At 55.4% G+C, this 13775-nt stretch carries 18 protein-coding genes; 10 read left to right on the forward strand and 8 right to left on the reverse strand.

The genetic code is table 11. The annotated features are described in order from the left end of the window. Window positions 1–15: 15 nt before the first annotated feature. From flgE to flgB, 4 genes are read right to left on the reverse strand one after another with little or no spacing between them, the layout of a single operon-like run. Entirely contained in the window at window positions 16–1272 is a 1257-nt protein-coding gene (flgE, locus tag HZZ01_RS07085) for a flagellar hook protein FlgE (RefSeq protein ID WP_179896080.1), read from the reverse strand. A 26-nt stretch (window positions 1273–1298) separates the two neighbouring features. After that, a complete protein-coding gene (gene flgD / locus HZZ01_RS07090) occupies window positions 1299–1973 on the reverse strand; it encodes a flagellar hook assembly protein FlgD (protein ID WP_179896081.1) in 675 nt (224 codons plus the stop codon). 12 nt (window positions 1974–1985) lie between these two features. Then, complete coding sequence (gene flgC / locus HZZ01_RS07095; RefSeq protein WP_010246371.1) at window positions 1986–2390, reverse strand: flagellar basal body rod protein FlgC; 405 nt, start codon at window positions 2388–2390, stop codon at window positions 1986–1988. Between the two features lie 2 nt (window positions 2391–2392). After that, the gene (flgB, locus tag HZZ01_RS07100) at window positions 2393–2806 is read right to left on the reverse strand and encodes a flagellar basal body rod protein FlgB (RefSeq protein ID WP_003849889.1); all 414 of its coding nucleotides are present in this window, start codon (window positions 2804–2806) and stop codon (window positions 2393–2395) included. 154 nt (window positions 2807–2960) lie between these two features. Here flgB and flgA point away from each other — a divergent pair, with 154 nt between their 5' ends. From flgA to flgN, 3 genes are all read left to right on the forward strand, one after another. Continuing rightward, complete coding sequence (gene flgA / locus HZZ01_RS07105) at window positions 2961–3620, forward strand: flagellar basal body P-ring formation chaperone FlgA (protein ID WP_179896082.1); 660 nt, start codon at window positions 2961–2963, stop codon at window positions 3618–3620. A 105-nt stretch (window positions 3621–3725) separates the two neighbouring features. Further along, complete coding sequence (gene flgM, locus HZZ01_RS07110; RefSeq protein WP_090962252.1) at window positions 3726–4034, forward strand: flagellar biosynthesis anti-sigma factor FlgM; 309 nt, start codon at window positions 3726–3728, stop codon at window positions 4032–4034. 5 nt (window positions 4035–4039) lie between these two features. Continuing rightward, window positions 4040–4471, forward strand: coding sequence for a flagellar export chaperone FlgN (gene flgN / locus HZZ01_RS07115; protein ID WP_179896083.1), 432 nt, complete (start codon window positions 4040–4042; stop codon window positions 4469–4471). A 67-nt stretch (window positions 4472–4538) separates the two neighbouring features. Here the strand turns inward: flgN and murJ are convergent, their stop codons facing one another. The 4 genes from murJ to rimJ form a co-directional block, all read right to left on the reverse strand. Beyond that, window positions 4539–6077, reverse strand: coding sequence for a murein biosynthesis integral membrane protein MurJ (gene murJ, locus HZZ01_RS07120; protein WP_179896084.1), 1539 nt, complete (start codon window positions 6075–6077; stop codon window positions 4539–4541). Between the two features lie 121 nt (window positions 6078–6198). Further along, window positions 6199–7119: a Gfo/Idh/MocA family protein gene (locus HZZ01_RS07125; RefSeq protein ID WP_179896085.1), complete on the reverse strand. Its 921-nt coding sequence runs from the start codon at window positions 7117–7119 to the stop codon at window positions 6199–6201. A gap of 1 nt (window position 7120) precedes the next feature. Next, a complete protein-coding gene (locus HZZ01_RS07130) occupies window positions 7121–7759 on the reverse strand; it encodes a YceH family protein (RefSeq protein ID WP_179896086.1) in 639 nt (212 codons plus the stop codon). A 16-nt stretch (window positions 7760–7775) separates the two neighbouring features. Then, window positions 7776–8366, reverse strand: coding sequence for a ribosomal protein S5-alanine N-acetyltransferase (rimJ, locus tag HZZ01_RS07135; protein ID WP_179896087.1), 591 nt, complete (start codon window positions 8364–8366; stop codon window positions 7776–7778). A 298-nt stretch (window positions 8367–8664) separates the two neighbouring features. Here rimJ and grxB point away from each other — a divergent pair, with 298 nt between their 5' ends. The 7 genes from grxB to solA all read left to right on the forward strand — a co-directional run bounded on the left by grxB (window position 8665) and on the right by solA (window position 13602). Next, a complete protein-coding gene (gene grxB, locus HZZ01_RS07140) occupies window positions 8665–9312 on the forward strand; it encodes a glutaredoxin 2 (RefSeq protein ID WP_179896088.1) in 648 nt (215 codons plus the stop codon). A 114-nt stretch (window positions 9313–9426) separates the two neighbouring features. Continuing rightward, window positions 9427–9990: a lipoprotein gene (locus HZZ01_RS07145; RefSeq protein ID WP_179896089.1), complete on the forward strand. Its 564-nt coding sequence runs from the start codon at window positions 9427–9429 to the stop codon at window positions 9988–9990. Between the two features lie 134 nt (window positions 9991–10124). Further along, window positions 10125–11168: a dihydroorotase gene (gene pyrC, locus HZZ01_RS07150; RefSeq protein WP_179896090.1), complete on the forward strand. Its 1044-nt coding sequence runs from the start codon at window positions 10125–10127 to the stop codon at window positions 11166–11168. Window positions 11169–11230: 62 nt separating this feature from the next. Beyond that, on the forward strand, window positions 11231–11476 hold the full coding sequence (gene dinI, locus HZZ01_RS07155) for a DNA damage-inducible protein I (protein ID WP_003849907.1): 246 nt from the start codon (window positions 11231–11233) through the stop codon (window positions 11474–11476). A 144-nt stretch (window positions 11477–11620) separates the two neighbouring features. Next, entirely contained in the window at window positions 11621–11893 is a 273-nt protein-coding gene (locus HZZ01_RS07160; protein WP_090962284.1) for a hypothetical protein, read from the forward strand. Between the two features lie 246 nt (window positions 11894–12139). Next, window positions 12140–12394 (forward strand): biofilm formation regulator BssS, encoded by a 255-nt coding sequence (gene bssS, locus HZZ01_RS07165; RefSeq protein ID WP_010246399.1) that lies wholly within the window; start codon window positions 12140–12142, stop codon window positions 12392–12394. A gap of 95 nt (window positions 12395–12489) precedes the next feature. Then, window positions 12490–13602, forward strand: a complete 1113-nt coding sequence (solA, locus tag HZZ01_RS07170) for an N-methyl-L-tryptophan oxidase (RefSeq protein WP_179896091.1) — start codon at window positions 12490–12492, stop codon at window positions 13600–13602. The last annotated feature ends 173 nt before the right edge of the window (window positions 13603–13775 follow it).

Here is a 13775-nt window from a genome sequence, read left to right on the forward strand (position 1 = left end):
AATCCTGTTAGCGAATTAACGTAAGTTAACCAGCGTGTTGAGAATCTGGTCCTGAGTTTTGATGGTCTGCGCATTCGCCTGATAGTTACGCTGCGCCACGATCATGTTTACCAGCTCTTTACTCATGTCGACGTTGGAAGATTCCAGTGCGCCGGCCGTCAGTGAACCAAAGGTGCCGGTGTTAGCCAGACCGACTGCTGCCTGACCGGATGCGCTTGACGCCTGCCAGACGTTGTCACCCTGTGACTGCAGACCTTCCGGGTTAGAGAAGCTCGCCAGGACAATCTGACCCAGCAACTGGGTTTTCTGGTTTGAGTAGCTGCCAGTGATGGTGCCGTCATTATTGATTGTGTAGCTGGTCAGATCGCCTGGTGCATAGCCATCCTGCGTTGCACTGTCAAAGGTGATGGCGCCGGTGTTCTGCTGCAGGCTGCCCAGCATGCTCAGGTTGATAGGCTGATTCGCAACCGCGCCATTGGCGCCGCCCACGTTCAGCGTCAGGCCGACGGTACCATCCGTCGTGCTGCTGACAACCGCGCCGCTGGCATCCAGTTTAGAGACGCTGGTCAGCTTACCGCTGGTGTCAAACGCCATTCGGAAGTCACCTGCGGAGGTGCCGGTAGCGCCATCAATGGACCGCACGGTCCAGCTGTTGCTGGTGGTGTCTTTTGCGAAATACATGTCGAGCGCATGGTCATTACCCTGCGAGTCGAACACGGTTACCGTGGTTTTCTTGTTGTAGCTGTCTGCGTTTGCCGTCGAGAAGGTGGCCACAGTTGGCGTTGGAGCCGTTGAGTTCAGGTTGGCAACCAGACCAGCGGTGGTGGTAGCACGGGCTGACATCTGCTCGGTAGGAATACGCAGCGCTACCGGGTTAGCACCGGACTGGATAGTGGCCGGTGAACCGCTGGCCGGATAGCCGGTCACGTTCAGACCCTGGGTGTTGACCAGGTTACGGTTGGCATCCAGCGTTAACTGACCATTACGTGAATAGAAAACGCCGCCGCTGCTGTCGGTCATACGGAAGAAACCGTTACCGCTCAGCGCAACGTCCAGGCCACGGCTGGTGGTAGTGGTTGCACCGTCGTTAAAGTTCTGGATTACCGCAGCCACTTTGGTGCCGAGGCCGACGTTAGAACCGGCAAACATATCGGCAAACGCGATGGTGCTGGATTTAAAGCCCGCTGTTGCGGAGTTAGCAATGTTGTTACCGATGACATCAAGGTTACTTGAAGCAGCACCAAGGCCGCTGACCGCTTGGGAAAATGACATTTATTTGTTTCCTGTCTACAGGTTAATCAGAGAATCTGACGTACGTCGTCAAGGGTGGCGGAGCCCATAGTGCCGAGATCCAGTTTTGTGGTGTTGTTCGCTGTACTCACCCCATTGACGTAGGCGTAGTTAAGCGGTTGTGCCACCAGCTGTGTGTTGCCATTGCTTGCAGCAATCGCAACGCTGTATTTACCATCCGGCGCGACAGAGCCATCAGTCAGCTTGCCGTCCCACGAGAAGGTGTGCACGCCAGCGCTGAGCGCGCCCAGATCGACGGTGTTGATTACCGAGCCATTGGCATCTGTAATGGTGGCCGATGCGCCGGTTGAGGCAGAGGCAAGCTCAACGCCAAATGGCGTTGTGGTGCCCTTGCCGACCAGAATCTGTCCGCCATTGACCATCACGCCATGCCCAATCAGCGTGGAGCTCTGCAGCGACTGGCTGGTGGTGATCTGGCCGGAGATCGATCCCAGCGTGGTGTTCAGTTTTTCAATGCCGCTCAGGGTATTGATCTGTGCCAGCTGCGTGGTGAGCTGGCTGTTATCCATTGGATTGGTTGGATCCTGGTTCTTTAACTGCGTCACCAGCATGGTCAGGAACTGGTTCTGCAGATCCTGCGCATTGTTGCCGGTGCCACTGGTGTTGGAAGAGCTGAGGACCGTGGGGTCCAGCCTTTCGTTAACGCCTACCGCGATAGCCATAAATTTTCTCCGTTATTGCCCGAGGGTCAGGGTTTTCATCATCATCGACTTCACGGTGTTGAGCACTTCGACGTTGGCCTGGTAACTGCGTGACGCCGACATGGTGTTGACGCTTTCAGAAACCACATCCACGTTCGGCATCTTCACGTAGCCTTTGGCATCTGCCATCGGATTACCTGGGTCATAGACCAGCTTCGCTGGCGTGGGGTCATCCACGACGCGTGCCACTTTCACGCCACCGGTGGCGGAGCCTGGCGCTGCATCGGTCTGGAAGACCACCTGCTTGGCCACATAAGGCTTACCATCGGGGCCGGTGACGCTGTCGGCGTTCGCCAGGTTACTGGCACTGACGTTTAATCGCTGTGATTGCGCGGTCATCGCTGAGCCGGCAATGTCAAAAATATTCAGCAAGGCCATAATTATTGCCCTTGTAACACGCTCATCATGCCTTTGATCTGGCTACTGATGAGGGTGAGGTCGGTTTGATATTTCAGGCTGTTATCCGCGAACTGCGTACGCTCACGGTCCATATCTACGGTATTGCCGTCGGCAGAAGGCTGATCGGGAATGCGATAAAGCATATCCATTGATGGCGCGCCGTTTGTCTGTGCTTCAATGTGGCGAGCTGACGTGACTTTTAACGCCATGCTGCTGCCTTCCGCACGGCCATTGGACATCACCCGACTCAGCTCGCTGGCAAAGTCGATATCCCGGGCCTGATAACCAGGGGTATCGGCGTTGGCAATATTTGACGCCAGGATCTCCTGACGTTGAGCACGCAGGTTGAGGGCCTCCGTACCAAATTTCAGCGCCGCATCCAGTTTGTCGAGCATGTTTCCTCCGCGTATGAGAATTTTGAGTTCTCAGCTTAATTTGAAAAAGCAAGGCGTCATCGTCTGAATAGGGCCTCAAATGACCGCTATTTTGACAATTAAGGATTTTTCTTAAGGGGTACACTCGTCGCCATCATCAGTGAGGAAATGCACAATGCGTCGATATCTGACCCTGTTGACCAGTCTGCTGGTCGTGATCGCCCTGCCCGCTTCTGCCGGGGATCTCAATGCACAACTTAATCAATTTTTTAAAGCGCGTGACGCCCAGCATGCTGGTGGCATGGTCGTAGTGGTTCGCACGCCAAAAGAGCAGTGGCCAGTCTGTGAAACGCCAACGTTCACTCTGCCCGGCAACAGCCGGTTGTGGGGCAATATGAGCGTGGCGGCAAACTGCGATGAGAATCGCCGTTATATCCAGGTTCAGGTTCAGGTCACCGGTTCTTATCTGGTGGCGAACCGGTTGCTGAGCCAGGGCAGTAGCGTCAGCGAGAGTGATTTCACTCTGCAGACCGGCCGCCTGGATACCCTTCCCGCCCGCGCCCTGCTGAATGCTGACTCGGTCGCAGATGCGGTGGTACTGCGCGATATCCAGCCCGGACAGCCAATTAATCCGTCTACGCTGCGTCAGCCATGGCGGGTCAAGGCGGGACAGAATGTGATGGTGATTGCCAGTGGCGATGGATTTGACGCCAGCGGTGAGGGCAAAGCGCTGAATAACGCCGCCCGATCTCAGTCGGTCCGGGTCAGGATGGGAAATGGCCAGGTTGTCAGCGGTAAAGTACGAGAAGATGGGAATATTCTTATAACGCTGTAAAGTGTTAAAGATGCCCTTAGTGCTGCCGATAGAAGAATCAACGAAGCGATAACGCTATTCTGATTCAGGTGGCAGACTTCCCCCTGACCGTACAGGAGCTTGAACATGAGCATTGACAGAACGCAACCTCTGAAACCCGCCAGCACCGTACAGAGCCGCGATAGCAGTGAGTCCGGTAACAGCAAAGTGCGCCAGAGCGCCAGTCCGGTGGCAGCAGCCACGACCCCTGCAGCAGCCCAGGTGAGCCTGAGCAGCGCGCAGTCGCAGCTGATGCAACCGAGCAGCAAAGATATTAACGTCGAGCGCGTTGAACAATTGAAAACCGCCATTCGTAATGGCGAACTGAAGATGGATACCGGCAAAATCGCCGATGCGCTGATTGCCGACACCAAGGCGTATTTAGAGGGTAATTAATTCCCATGAGTAATTTGCAGACCACATTAGATAAGATGCAGGACGTGCTGGCGTCGCTGTCAGCCGTGCTGGAAGAAGAGCAGCAGCAACTGGCTGCCGGAAACATTAACAGTAACCTGCTGCAGCGTATCACCGAAGACAAAAGCGCGCTGCTCAGCACGCTGAACTATCTGGATGAGATGCGCCGCACCGCTGAACAGAGTCATGCGACATCGGCACCTTATCGTGGGCAGAACGACATGGCGCGCCGCTGGGAAAGTATCCAGCAGCACTCCCGTCGCCTGCAGGATGCCAATGTCCATAATGGCATGCTGCTGCAACATCAGATTCGCTACACCGAGAATGCGCTTGAAGTGCTGAAGCCACATCAGACCCAGGCCTTTTATGGCCCGGATGGCATGGGTAAAGGTCAGGCAACGTTAAGCCGTAAAGCCTGAGCCAGAAAGTAGCGTAAAAAAATCCCGCCTTGTGCGGGATTTTTTTTGTCTGATTTAAGGCCCTGACTTACACAGTCGTGCGCCGTGCATAGTCGCGCAGCCGGAAGCCCAGCAGCCCCAGCGCCAGGAAATAAGCCCCGCCGCCCACGGCACAGACCGCCGCCAGACGCAGCAGTCGCCACAGCATAGTTCCCTGCTCCCATGCGGGCATCCACTGCAGCATCGCAAACAGCGCGCCGGCCATCACCACCACCGCGATCAGCAGGCGGATCAGGAAGCTACTCCAGCCCGGCTGTGGCATAAAGATCTTCTGCTTACGCAGTTGCCAGTAGAGTAGCCCCGCATTCAGGCAGGCCGCCAGGCCAATCGACAGTGACAGACCGGCATGTTTTAGCGGGCCAATGAACGCCAGGTTCATTAACTGCGTCATGATCAGCGTGATAATCGCGATCTTAACCGGGGTTTTGATGTCCTGGCGGGAATAGAAGCCCGGTGCCAGCACCTTGACCACGATCAGCCCCATCAGTCCGACGGAGTAGGCAATCAGGGCGCGTTGCGTCATCAGGGCATCGAAAGCATTGAATTTACCGTACTGGAACAGCGCCACAGTCAGCGGGCCGGAGAGCATCCCCAGCGCAACAGCACTTGGCAGCGCCAGCAGGAAGCAAAGGCGCAGACCCCAGTCCATCAGTCGTGAATATTCATCATGGTTGCCGCTGGCGAAGCTTTTGGCCAGCGACGGCAGGAGAATGGTGCCCAGTGCCACGCCCAGCACGCCGGAAGGGAACTCCATCAGGCGGTCGGCGTAGTACATCCAGGAAACTGAACCTGAAACCAGGAACGAGGCGAAGATGGTGTTGATGATTAGCGAGATCTGGCTGACCGAGACACCCAGAATGGCGGGCCCCATCTGACGCATAACCCGCCAGACGCCCGCGTCACGCAGATTCAGACGCGGCAGCACCAGCATCCCGAGCTTCTTCAGGTGTGGCAGCTGATAGCCGAGTTGCAACACGCCACCCGCCACCACAGCCCAGGCCAGCGCCATAACCGGTGGATGGAAGTGTGGCGCGGCAAACAGCGCAAAGCCAATCATGCTAACGTTCAGCAGGGTTGGCGCAAAGGCCGGCACCGAGAAGCGGTTCCAGGTGTTCAGCACTGCACCCGCCAGCGACGCCAGCGAAATCAGCATAATGTAGGGGAAGGTCACCCGCAGCAGTGAGCTGGTCAGCGCGAACTTATCGGGACTGTCGGCAAAGCCGGGAGCCGTAACCATGATGACCCAAGGCGCAGCGATCATGCCCGCCACAGTGACCAGCGCCAGCGCCAGCGTCAGCAGGCCCGAGACGTAAGCCAGGAAGAGCCTGGTCGCCTCTTCGCCCTGCTTACTTTTGTATTCAGCCAGAATCGGCACGAAGGCCTGAGAAAATGCGCCCTCAGCAAAAATACGCCGCAGCAGATTGGGAAGTTTAAACGCAACAAAGAACGCATCGGTCGCCATTCCGGCGCCAAACACCCGCGCCACGATGGCATCACGGGCAAAGCCCAGAACGCGGGAAAACAGGGTCATTGAACTGACCGCTGCCAGCGATTTCAACAAATTCATAATTGACGGCGCATCCTGAAAAGAATCGGCAAAAAAGGAGAATTAGCGCGGGCCCCTGAGGATGCCCGGCGACAGTCTACTGCCACGGAGGGAAATGACCAGCACGGAGTGTTACAAGGCGTTATTCGCGTGTCGCCTCACGCCACAGTTTTTCCACCACACGCTGCGCCATCAGTGCCTGCTCACCGCTGGTTTCAGGCTTCGTCTGATTTTGTACGCAGTCGATAAAATGGCGGGCTGCACCAGTGAAACCTCGCTGGGTCAGATGGCTCTGCCAGGCGGGTGGTGGCGTGATCAGCAGGCCACCGCTGCTTTCTTCCTGCCAGTCGCGCATCTCACTGATGTCAATGCACTTACCATTGCACACCGCGCTGATCCGCTCGCGCTGACTACCTGCGCGCCGATGCATGCTGGTGGTGATCGTTAATCCTTCAATGCTGAAATGGTGCTCGGCATAAAGCATCTGGCCCTGTTCGTTGGTGTCGATGCGTCCCTGAACCTGGCGCAACGGCTTACCGCCCAGCCAGAGTGCGGTGTCCACCACATGCAGATAGTCGTCGAGCAGGGTAAAACGGAGATCCTGGGGGCCGACGCTGTCGCTACGGTGCTTTTCAATCCGCAGAGAGGCGGCGTCAGCCATCTCCACCCGCAGCTGCTGATAGCGTGGGGCGAACCGGCGGTTAAAGGCCACCATCAGTTTACGCTGCCGTTTTTCCGCCAGCGCCACCAGCGCTTCAGCCTGCTCCAGGGTTTCGGCCAGCGGCTTATCGACGCAGACATCTTTTCCTGCCAGCAGCAGCGCCCTGACCACTTCATAGTGCGTGGCGGTGCTGCTATGCACAAAGATCGCGTCACAGGCAGCCGCCAGATCATTCAGCGAACTAAAACATTGCATGCGATAGTGGTCACAGATCGGACGCGCTTTGGTCTGGTTCGGAGAAAATGCGCCCACCAGCGTCCAGTCTGTCGCCGCCGACAGCACCGGCAGCCAGGCTTTCTGGGCGATCCCCCCTAATCCCACCACGCCAATACGTATTGTCATCTCAGCTCTCCGATTGCAGTAGTTGGGTGAGTTGGGCCTGAAGCTCGGTGACCTGCTGCTCCAGGGTGGCAACGCGTGCCGCCAGATCGCCCTGCTCTTCCGGCGCGTCAGCGGCCTGCGGCTGATCACTTTCATCACCCAGCAGATGTATAAAGCGGCTTTCACGCTTGCCAGGCTCACGCGCCAGACGGATCACCTGAGCGCTGTCGTCGCGCTGCATCAGGCCTTCCAGTGTCTGCTCAACTTCGCTGACGTCACTGAACTCGTGCAGACGACCGCTGCGGGTGCGTAACTCGCCCGGCGTCTGGGGGCCGCGCAATAGCAGCAGGGTCAGCACGGCAAATTCTGCGCTGTTGAGCTGTAGCGTGCCAAACGCGGAGTTACAGAAACGCTGCTCATATTTCACCACCCGCTGTCCGGCGGCGCTGCTGGCGGTGATGAGATGCCGTTTTTCCAGCAGGTCGAGCTGATTCTGTACCTCGCTTTCACTCAGTTCCATCACCGGTTCGCGGTTCGATTTCTGGTTACAGGCTACCACGACACCGTTTAGTGACAGCGGATACTGTTCCGGCGTCGTCACCTGCTTCTCCAGCAGGCAGCCCAGCACGCGCATTGCCTGCGCCGATAAAACCCTCTTCATGCTCGCATCCTCATTTTTATCCACGCCGATCAGGCGTCCATTCCCGCAGGGTTAAGGCTGTCAGCACGTGATCCTGCCAGCGCCCGTCGATGAGCAGATAGTCTTTGGCGTAACCCTCTTTCTCAAACCCGAGTCGCGCCAGCAGATCGCCGCTGCGCTGGTTATGCGGCATGTAGTTCGCCATGATGCGGTGAATATGCTGCTGGCGCTGCATATAGCGGATAGCCGCCTGCAACGCTTCAAACATCAGACCCTGTCCCTGCCACTTTTCACCCAGTGAATAGCCGAGGTAACAGGCGTGAAACGATCCACGCAGCACGTTGCTGAAGTTCGCCACGCCCCGCACTTCGGTTTCATCGCTGTCCATGAGAATAAAATAGAAGGCCGTTCCCTGTTTATGCATGTCGGAAATCAGCCCGAGCCGTGCCTGCCAGCCCGACGGGTAGCAGTGGCTGTCATCGCGCACCGGTTCCCAGGGTTTTAAAAACAGGCGGTTTTCCGAATAGTAATCTGCCATTCGCCAGGCATCACGTTCGTGAACCAGACGGACCACCAGACGATCGGTGGTGAGTCGCACCCTGGGCGCGGCAGAACGATAGCCAAACATCCTGACTCCTGAAATCAATGGCTGATAGAGCTGAGCCGTCATTACCCGGCTTTCACTATAACCGCCGCCTGTGCTGCGGTAAAACGTTACAGCGGTTTCGCCATAAAGAGATTGATTTTGCTCTGTTATCACAGCGCTTAACAAAAGGAGCTGTCTGCTTCAGCCACCCATCCTGTCACACATCAGGCAGGCCGGTTTGCCCTGTGGGGTAATCTCTTCCATACTTTTTATGAGCCCGAAAACAGGATGAATTTATTCACTCTGTTAAACAGTAAACCTCTAAACCCGGGAGATCAGGATGAAGCTCTATATCTATGACCACTGCCCTTTCTGTGTTAAAGCGCGAATGATTTTTGGCCTGAAAAACAAGCCGGTTGAGCTGGTGGTAATGCTCAACGACGATGAAGAGACGCCGAAAAGACTGATTGGTCAGAAAATGGCACCGATTCTGCAGAAGCAGGATGGCAGCGCGATGCCTGAAAGCATGGAGATTGTGCATTATATCGATCAGCAGGATCGTGAACCGCTGATCACCGGCGCGCTGAACCCGGCGATTGGCGACTGGCTGCGTCACATGAACAGCTACGTTAATAAGCTGCTGCTGCCGCGTATTGCAGATGCCGCGTTTGCCGAATTCGCCACCCCGGAGGCGCGTAACTATTTCCGTACCAAAAAGCAGGCAAGCATCGGTGATTTTGACGCGCTGAAAAGTCACTCGGCCGGGCTGATTAAAAATGTCAGCCAGGACCTGCGTAAGCTGGACAATTTAATCGAACAGCCCAATGCGGTGAACGGTGAGCTGTCAGAAGATGATTTTAATCTCTTTCCCCTGCTACGTTCACTGACGCTGGTGGCCGGTATCGACTGGCCTGCACGGGTTGCTGACTACCGCGATAATATGGCCAAACAAACACAGGTGAATCTGCTCTCCTCGATGGCCCACTAACCCTGCCGCGATGAGAGACGCTGCGGCGTTTCTCATCTCTTTCCTGATGACACCCGCCACGCATTCAGGCAGGCTATGGCCTGTTTACTGGCTCTGATATTCAGGATAAAAACAATGAAAAAGGCATTTTTCGGGCTGACGGCCCTGTTGGTTGTGCTGTTGGTGAGTGGCTGTAATCAACTGACGCAGTACACGATCAGCGAACAGGAAGTGAATCAGGCCCTGCAGAAGCATAACAACTACGAGAAAGATATTGGCGTCTCCGGACTGGTTAACGCACACATCGTGCTGAACAACCTGACCAGTCAGATTGGCCGTGAAGATCCGGGTAAAGTAACGCTCTCCGGCAGCGCTAAAATCAACGTGACTTCACTGTTTGGCCCTCAGCAGGCGGATATGCAACTGAAAATGCGTGCTCAGCCGGTCTATGATCAGCAGCAGGGCGCTATCTATCTGCGCGATCTGGAGATTATTGATGCGCAGGTTGCCCCGGAAAAAATGGCCTCAATCATGAAGACGCTGACGCCTTACCTGAATCAGTCGCTGAAAGGCTATTTCGATCAGACTCCGGCATACGTCCTGAGTGCTGACCGCAGTAAAGGCGAGTCGCTGGCGAAGAAGTTTGCCAAAGGGCTGGAAGTGAAACCCGGCGAACTCGTCATCCCCTTTACGCAGTAACCCCGATCTCCGCGCCACCTGGCGCGGATTTTCTTTGTCAGCATAAAAAGCAGGTGCAAACGGTTGCCTGAATCCTTATGCTTAGACCCCGGCCAAAACATGCCTTTTGTTTCCCTTCTGCCGGAGCTTCACTGATGACAGCACAACCTCAGAAACTAACCCTGCGTCGCCCTGACGACTGGCATATTCATCTGCGTGACGATGAGATGCTCAACACGGTCCTGCCCTATACCAGCGCGGTGAATGGTCGTGCCATTGTGATGCCTAACCTGGTGCCGCCGGTGACCAGCGTGGCGGCAGGTGAAGCGTACCGCGACCGCATCCTGGCGGCGCTGCCCGCCGATCACGCCTTTACGCCGCTGATGACCTGCTATCTGACTGACTCGCTGGATCCTGATGAGCTTGAGCGCGGTTTCACCACGGGTCTGTTTACCGCGGCTAAACTCTACCCAGCGCACGCCACCACTAACTCCAGCCATGGCGTGACCCATATCGCGTCGATTGCCCGCGTGCTGGAGCGGATGCAAAAACTCGGTATGCCGCTGCTGATCCACGGCGAAGTCACCGATGCACATATCGACATCTTTGACCGCGAAGCGCGGTTTATTGAAACCGTCATGGTGCCGCTGCGCAGCCAGTTTCCGGCACTGAAGGTGGTGATGGAGCATATCACCACTCAGGACGCCGCTGACTATGTCGCTGATGCCGATGAGACGCTGGGCGCAACGATTACACCGCAGCATCTGATGTTTAACCGTAACCACATGCTGGTGGGCGGTATTCGTCCGCACCTCTACTGCCTGCCTATCCTTAAGCGCAACGTGCATCAGGAGGCGCTGCGCAAAGTGGTAGCAGGCGGTAATCCACGCTTCTTCCTCGGCACCGACACCGCGCCGCATCTGCGTCATCTCAAAGAAGCCAGCTGCGGCTGTGCGGGCGTTTTTAATGCGCCGACATCGTTGCCCGCCTACGCCACCGTTTTTGAAGAGCTGAACGCACTGGAACATTTCGAAGCGTTCTGTTCTGAGAATGGCCCGCGTTTTTACGGCCTGCCGCTGAATGAAGGGACAATTACGCTGGTCCGTGAGCCCTGGCAGGTGCCTGAATCAATCGCGCTCGGCAGCCACGCCCTGGTGCCGTTCCTGGCGGGTGAAACACTGAACTGGCGCATCGCATAATTTTACTTGCCTCCGGCGCGCCAATACTGTAAATATATACAGTATCTTAACCGGAGGCTATTATGCGCGTTGAAATTACCGTATCCAATACCCGACCTCTTCCTGCTGGCGCGATTGAAGCGTTAAGCGATGAATTATCGCGCCGCATTGATGAACAGTTCCCTGACTCGACTAATCACGTCAAGGTTCGTTATGCCAGTGCCAATAATCTCAGCGTGCTGGGCGGTGGAAAAGAGACGCGCGACCAGATCAGCGAAATCCTGCAACAGACGTGGGAAAGTGCTGATGACTGGTTCATTACTGATTAACCGCCACTGTGCTTTTTTTCCGGGTGTCGCCACCCGGTTTTTTTATCTTTTCTCCCCTCTCGCACTTCCCTCTCTCTGCATCTAGACTCTTAATGATCAATGCCCTATCCTTGCGCTCGTCACGCATAACAGGAGGTGCGCACCATGACTACTGATAAACCGGAAGAGGCGATGACCTTTGGTGAGTTGTTAGCACTGATTGGTGATCAACAGCGTCGTTTGACGGTGCTGGAAAATGCTTTTTCCAGTCTGATTTTCTGTCTTGACGATCGTGCCAGCCAGCTGCTGGTGCACAATCTGTCGCTGGAAGCCCAAAATCAAAACCATGATGAACAGCTTCAGCAACACTTTGCCCGTCTCGCAGAAACCCTGCAGAAACGCGGCGGCGGTATCGTACCTGAAACCCCGACATTGTAAGCATGCTGATGCGGCTTAACCCGCTATTTGCCTGCCCATTGAATAGTGATTAAAATGCCTGCCTGCCAGGCATTTTATTTTTTCCTCCCCGCCTTTCAAACGTAAATATTCTGTGAGAAGCTGACTCACGGCCTTTTTAAAGCAATGATTCCCTGGTTTACTGTTATAATAGTTTTGCTATTGGAATAAAAAAGCCGCATTGAACCTCACCATGCACTTCGTTTAACGAGTAATAAGGAGGTTATAATGGACAGAAGAAAAGACGTTATTCAGACTCATCCGCTGGTGGGCTGGGATATCAGTACCGTTGATAGCTATGACGCCATGATGATCCGCCTGCACTCGCTGTCGTCGCAGGATCAAAAAGAAGAAGAAGCGGATGTTGGCCCGACTTACTGGCTGACAACGGATGTGGCAAGGCAATTTATCTCGATTCTCGAAGCGGGTATCGCCAAGATAGAATCAGCCGAGCAGATAGAACGACTCCTCAAAAAGCATTAATTTCTGCCGCATTCAAGAGGCGCCCTCAGGGGTGCCTTTTTCGTTTCTGTTTCTGGTATGCTTTTGATTATCTGTCCCTTTAGAGCGTAGTTACCATGATTTATGATCTTATCGTTGTCGGCAGCGGCTCAGTGGGCGCGGCGGCAGGCTACTATGCCACCCAGGCTGGTTTGTCAGTCCTTATGATCGACAGCGCCCATCCTCCCCACAATCAGGGCACGCATCATGGCGAGAGCCGTCTGATTCGTCACGCCTACGGTGAAGGCGAACGCTATGTTCCCCTGGTCCTGCGGGCGCAGACGCTGTGGGATGAGCTGGAACAGCGTGCCGGTGAGCGCATCATGCATCGCAGTGGCGTACTTAACCTTGCGCCTGTTCAGTCGTCCTTTATCCAGAACGTAATCGACAGCGCCTCCCGCTGGCAGCTCAACGTCGAGGTGATGCAGCCCGATGAAGTACGCAAGCGCTGGCCGCAAATCAACGTGCCTGACGGCTATCTTGGCGTCTTTGAGCCTGATTCCGGCTATCTGAAGTGTGAGCAGGCTGTTCGCAGCTGGATTCAGCTGGCGGAACAGGCGGGCTGTGCGCAGCTGTTTAACTGCCCGGTCTCTGAACTGGGTCGTGATGGCGATCTGCAGCAGGTCACTACCCTGGATGGTATCTACCGGGGCCGCAAAATGCTGGTCAGTGCCGGAACCTGGGTTGGCAAATTAGTGCCTGGCCTGCCGGTGGCACCGACCCGCAAAGTGTTTGCCTGGTATCAGGCCGATGGCCGCTACAGCGAAAACAATAAATTTCCCGGCTTTACCGTGGAAATGGCGGATGGCAGCCAGTTTTATGGCTTCCCGGCGGATAACAACGCACTGAAAGTGGGCCGTCATGATGGCGGTCAACTGATGCAGCAGCCTGAGGATCGTAAACCTTTTGGCGCGGTAGCCGCCGATGGCAGTGAAGCCTTTGGTTTCCTCCGTCAGTTTTTACCTGGCGTGGGTGTCTGTCTGCATGGCGAAGCCTGCAGCTACGATTTCAGCCCGGATGAAGACTTTATTATTGATACCCTGCCGGGTGAACCTGATCGCTTATTAATTACCGGCCTCAGCGGGCACGGGTTTAAATTTGCCAGCGTATTAGGCGAACTGGCTGCAGAGTTTGCCCAGAAAAAACCGTTCTCATTTGATCTGGCACCTTTCAGCCTTTCACGCTTCTGATTCTGAAAACGGGTGGCATCAGGCTACTGCCACCCGAATGACATTAATTGACGGAAACTGAAGATTGCTGACATAAAAGCCCTGCGTTATTTCGCTCTTATCGTTAATTCCCGCCTTTTTGCGTTGACCATCCTCCCGCCAAAAAAAACTTATTCAATAATATTGCGTATCTC

Origin of the sequence: Pantoea sp. WMus005 (assembly GCF_013415305.1) — a bacterium.
In the GTDB taxonomy this organism is placed as follows: Bacteria; Pseudomonadota; Gammaproteobacteria; order Enterobacterales; family Enterobacteriaceae; genus Pantoea; species Pantoea rara.

Bases quoted from the DNA above. Each gene is read 5' to 3' on its own strand.
- flgE (WP_179896080.1), bottom strand. From the start codon at position 1,272: ATGTCATTTTCCCAAGCGGTCAGCGGCCTTGGTGCTGCTTCAAGTAAC.
- flgD (WP_179896081.1), bottom strand. From the start codon at position 1,973: ATGGCTATCGCGGTAGGCGTTAACGAAAGGCTGGACCCCACGGTCCTC.
- flgC (WP_010246371.1), bottom strand. From the start codon at position 2,390: ATGGCCTTGCTGAATATTTTTGACATTGCCGGCTCAGCGATGACCGCG.
- flgB (WP_003849889.1), bottom strand. From the start codon at position 2,806: ATGCTCGACAAACTGGATGCGGCGCTGAAATTTGGTACGGAGGCCCTC.
- flgA (WP_179896082.1), top strand. From the start codon at position 2,961: ATGCGTCGATATCTGACCCTGTTGACCAGTCTGCTGGTCGTGATCGCC.
- flgM (WP_090962252.1), top strand. From the start codon at position 3,726: ATGAGCATTGACAGAACGCAACCTCTGAAACCCGCCAGCACCGTACAG.
- flgN (WP_179896083.1), top strand. From the start codon at position 4,040: ATGAGTAATTTGCAGACCACATTAGATAAGATGCAGGACGTGCTGGCG.
- murJ (WP_179896084.1), bottom strand. From the start codon at position 6,077: ATGAATTTGTTGAAATCGCTGGCAGCGGTCAGTTCAATGACCCTGTTT.
- HZZ01_RS07125 (WP_179896085.1), bottom strand. From the start codon at position 7,119: ATGACAATACGTATTGGCGTGGTGGGATTAGGGGGGATCGCCCAGAAA.
- HZZ01_RS07130 (WP_179896086.1), bottom strand. From the start codon at position 7,759: ATGAAGAGGGTTTTATCGGCGCAGGCAATGCGCGTGCTGGGCTGCCTG.
- rimJ (WP_179896087.1), bottom strand. From the start codon at position 8,366: ATGTTTGGCTATCGTTCTGCCGCGCCCAGGGTGCGACTCACCACCGAT.
- grxB (WP_179896088.1), top strand. From the start codon at position 8,665: ATGAAGCTCTATATCTATGACCACTGCCCTTTCTGTGTTAAAGCGCGA.
- HZZ01_RS07145 (WP_179896089.1), top strand. From the start codon at position 9,427: ATGAAAAAGGCATTTTTCGGGCTGACGGCCCTGTTGGTTGTGCTGTTG.
- pyrC (WP_179896090.1), top strand. From the start codon at position 10,125: ATGACAGCACAACCTCAGAAACTAACCCTGCGTCGCCCTGACGACTGG.
- dinI (WP_003849907.1), top strand. From the start codon at position 11,231: ATGCGCGTTGAAATTACCGTATCCAATACCCGACCTCTTCCTGCTGGC.
- HZZ01_RS07160 (WP_090962284.1), top strand. From the start codon at position 11,621: ATGACTACTGATAAACCGGAAGAGGCGATGACCTTTGGTGAGTTGTTA.
- bssS (WP_010246399.1), top strand. From the start codon at position 12,140: ATGGACAGAAGAAAAGACGTTATTCAGACTCATCCGCTGGTGGGCTGG.
- solA (WP_179896091.1), top strand. From the start codon at position 12,490: ATGATTTATGATCTTATCGTTGTCGGCAGCGGCTCAGTGGGCGCGGCG.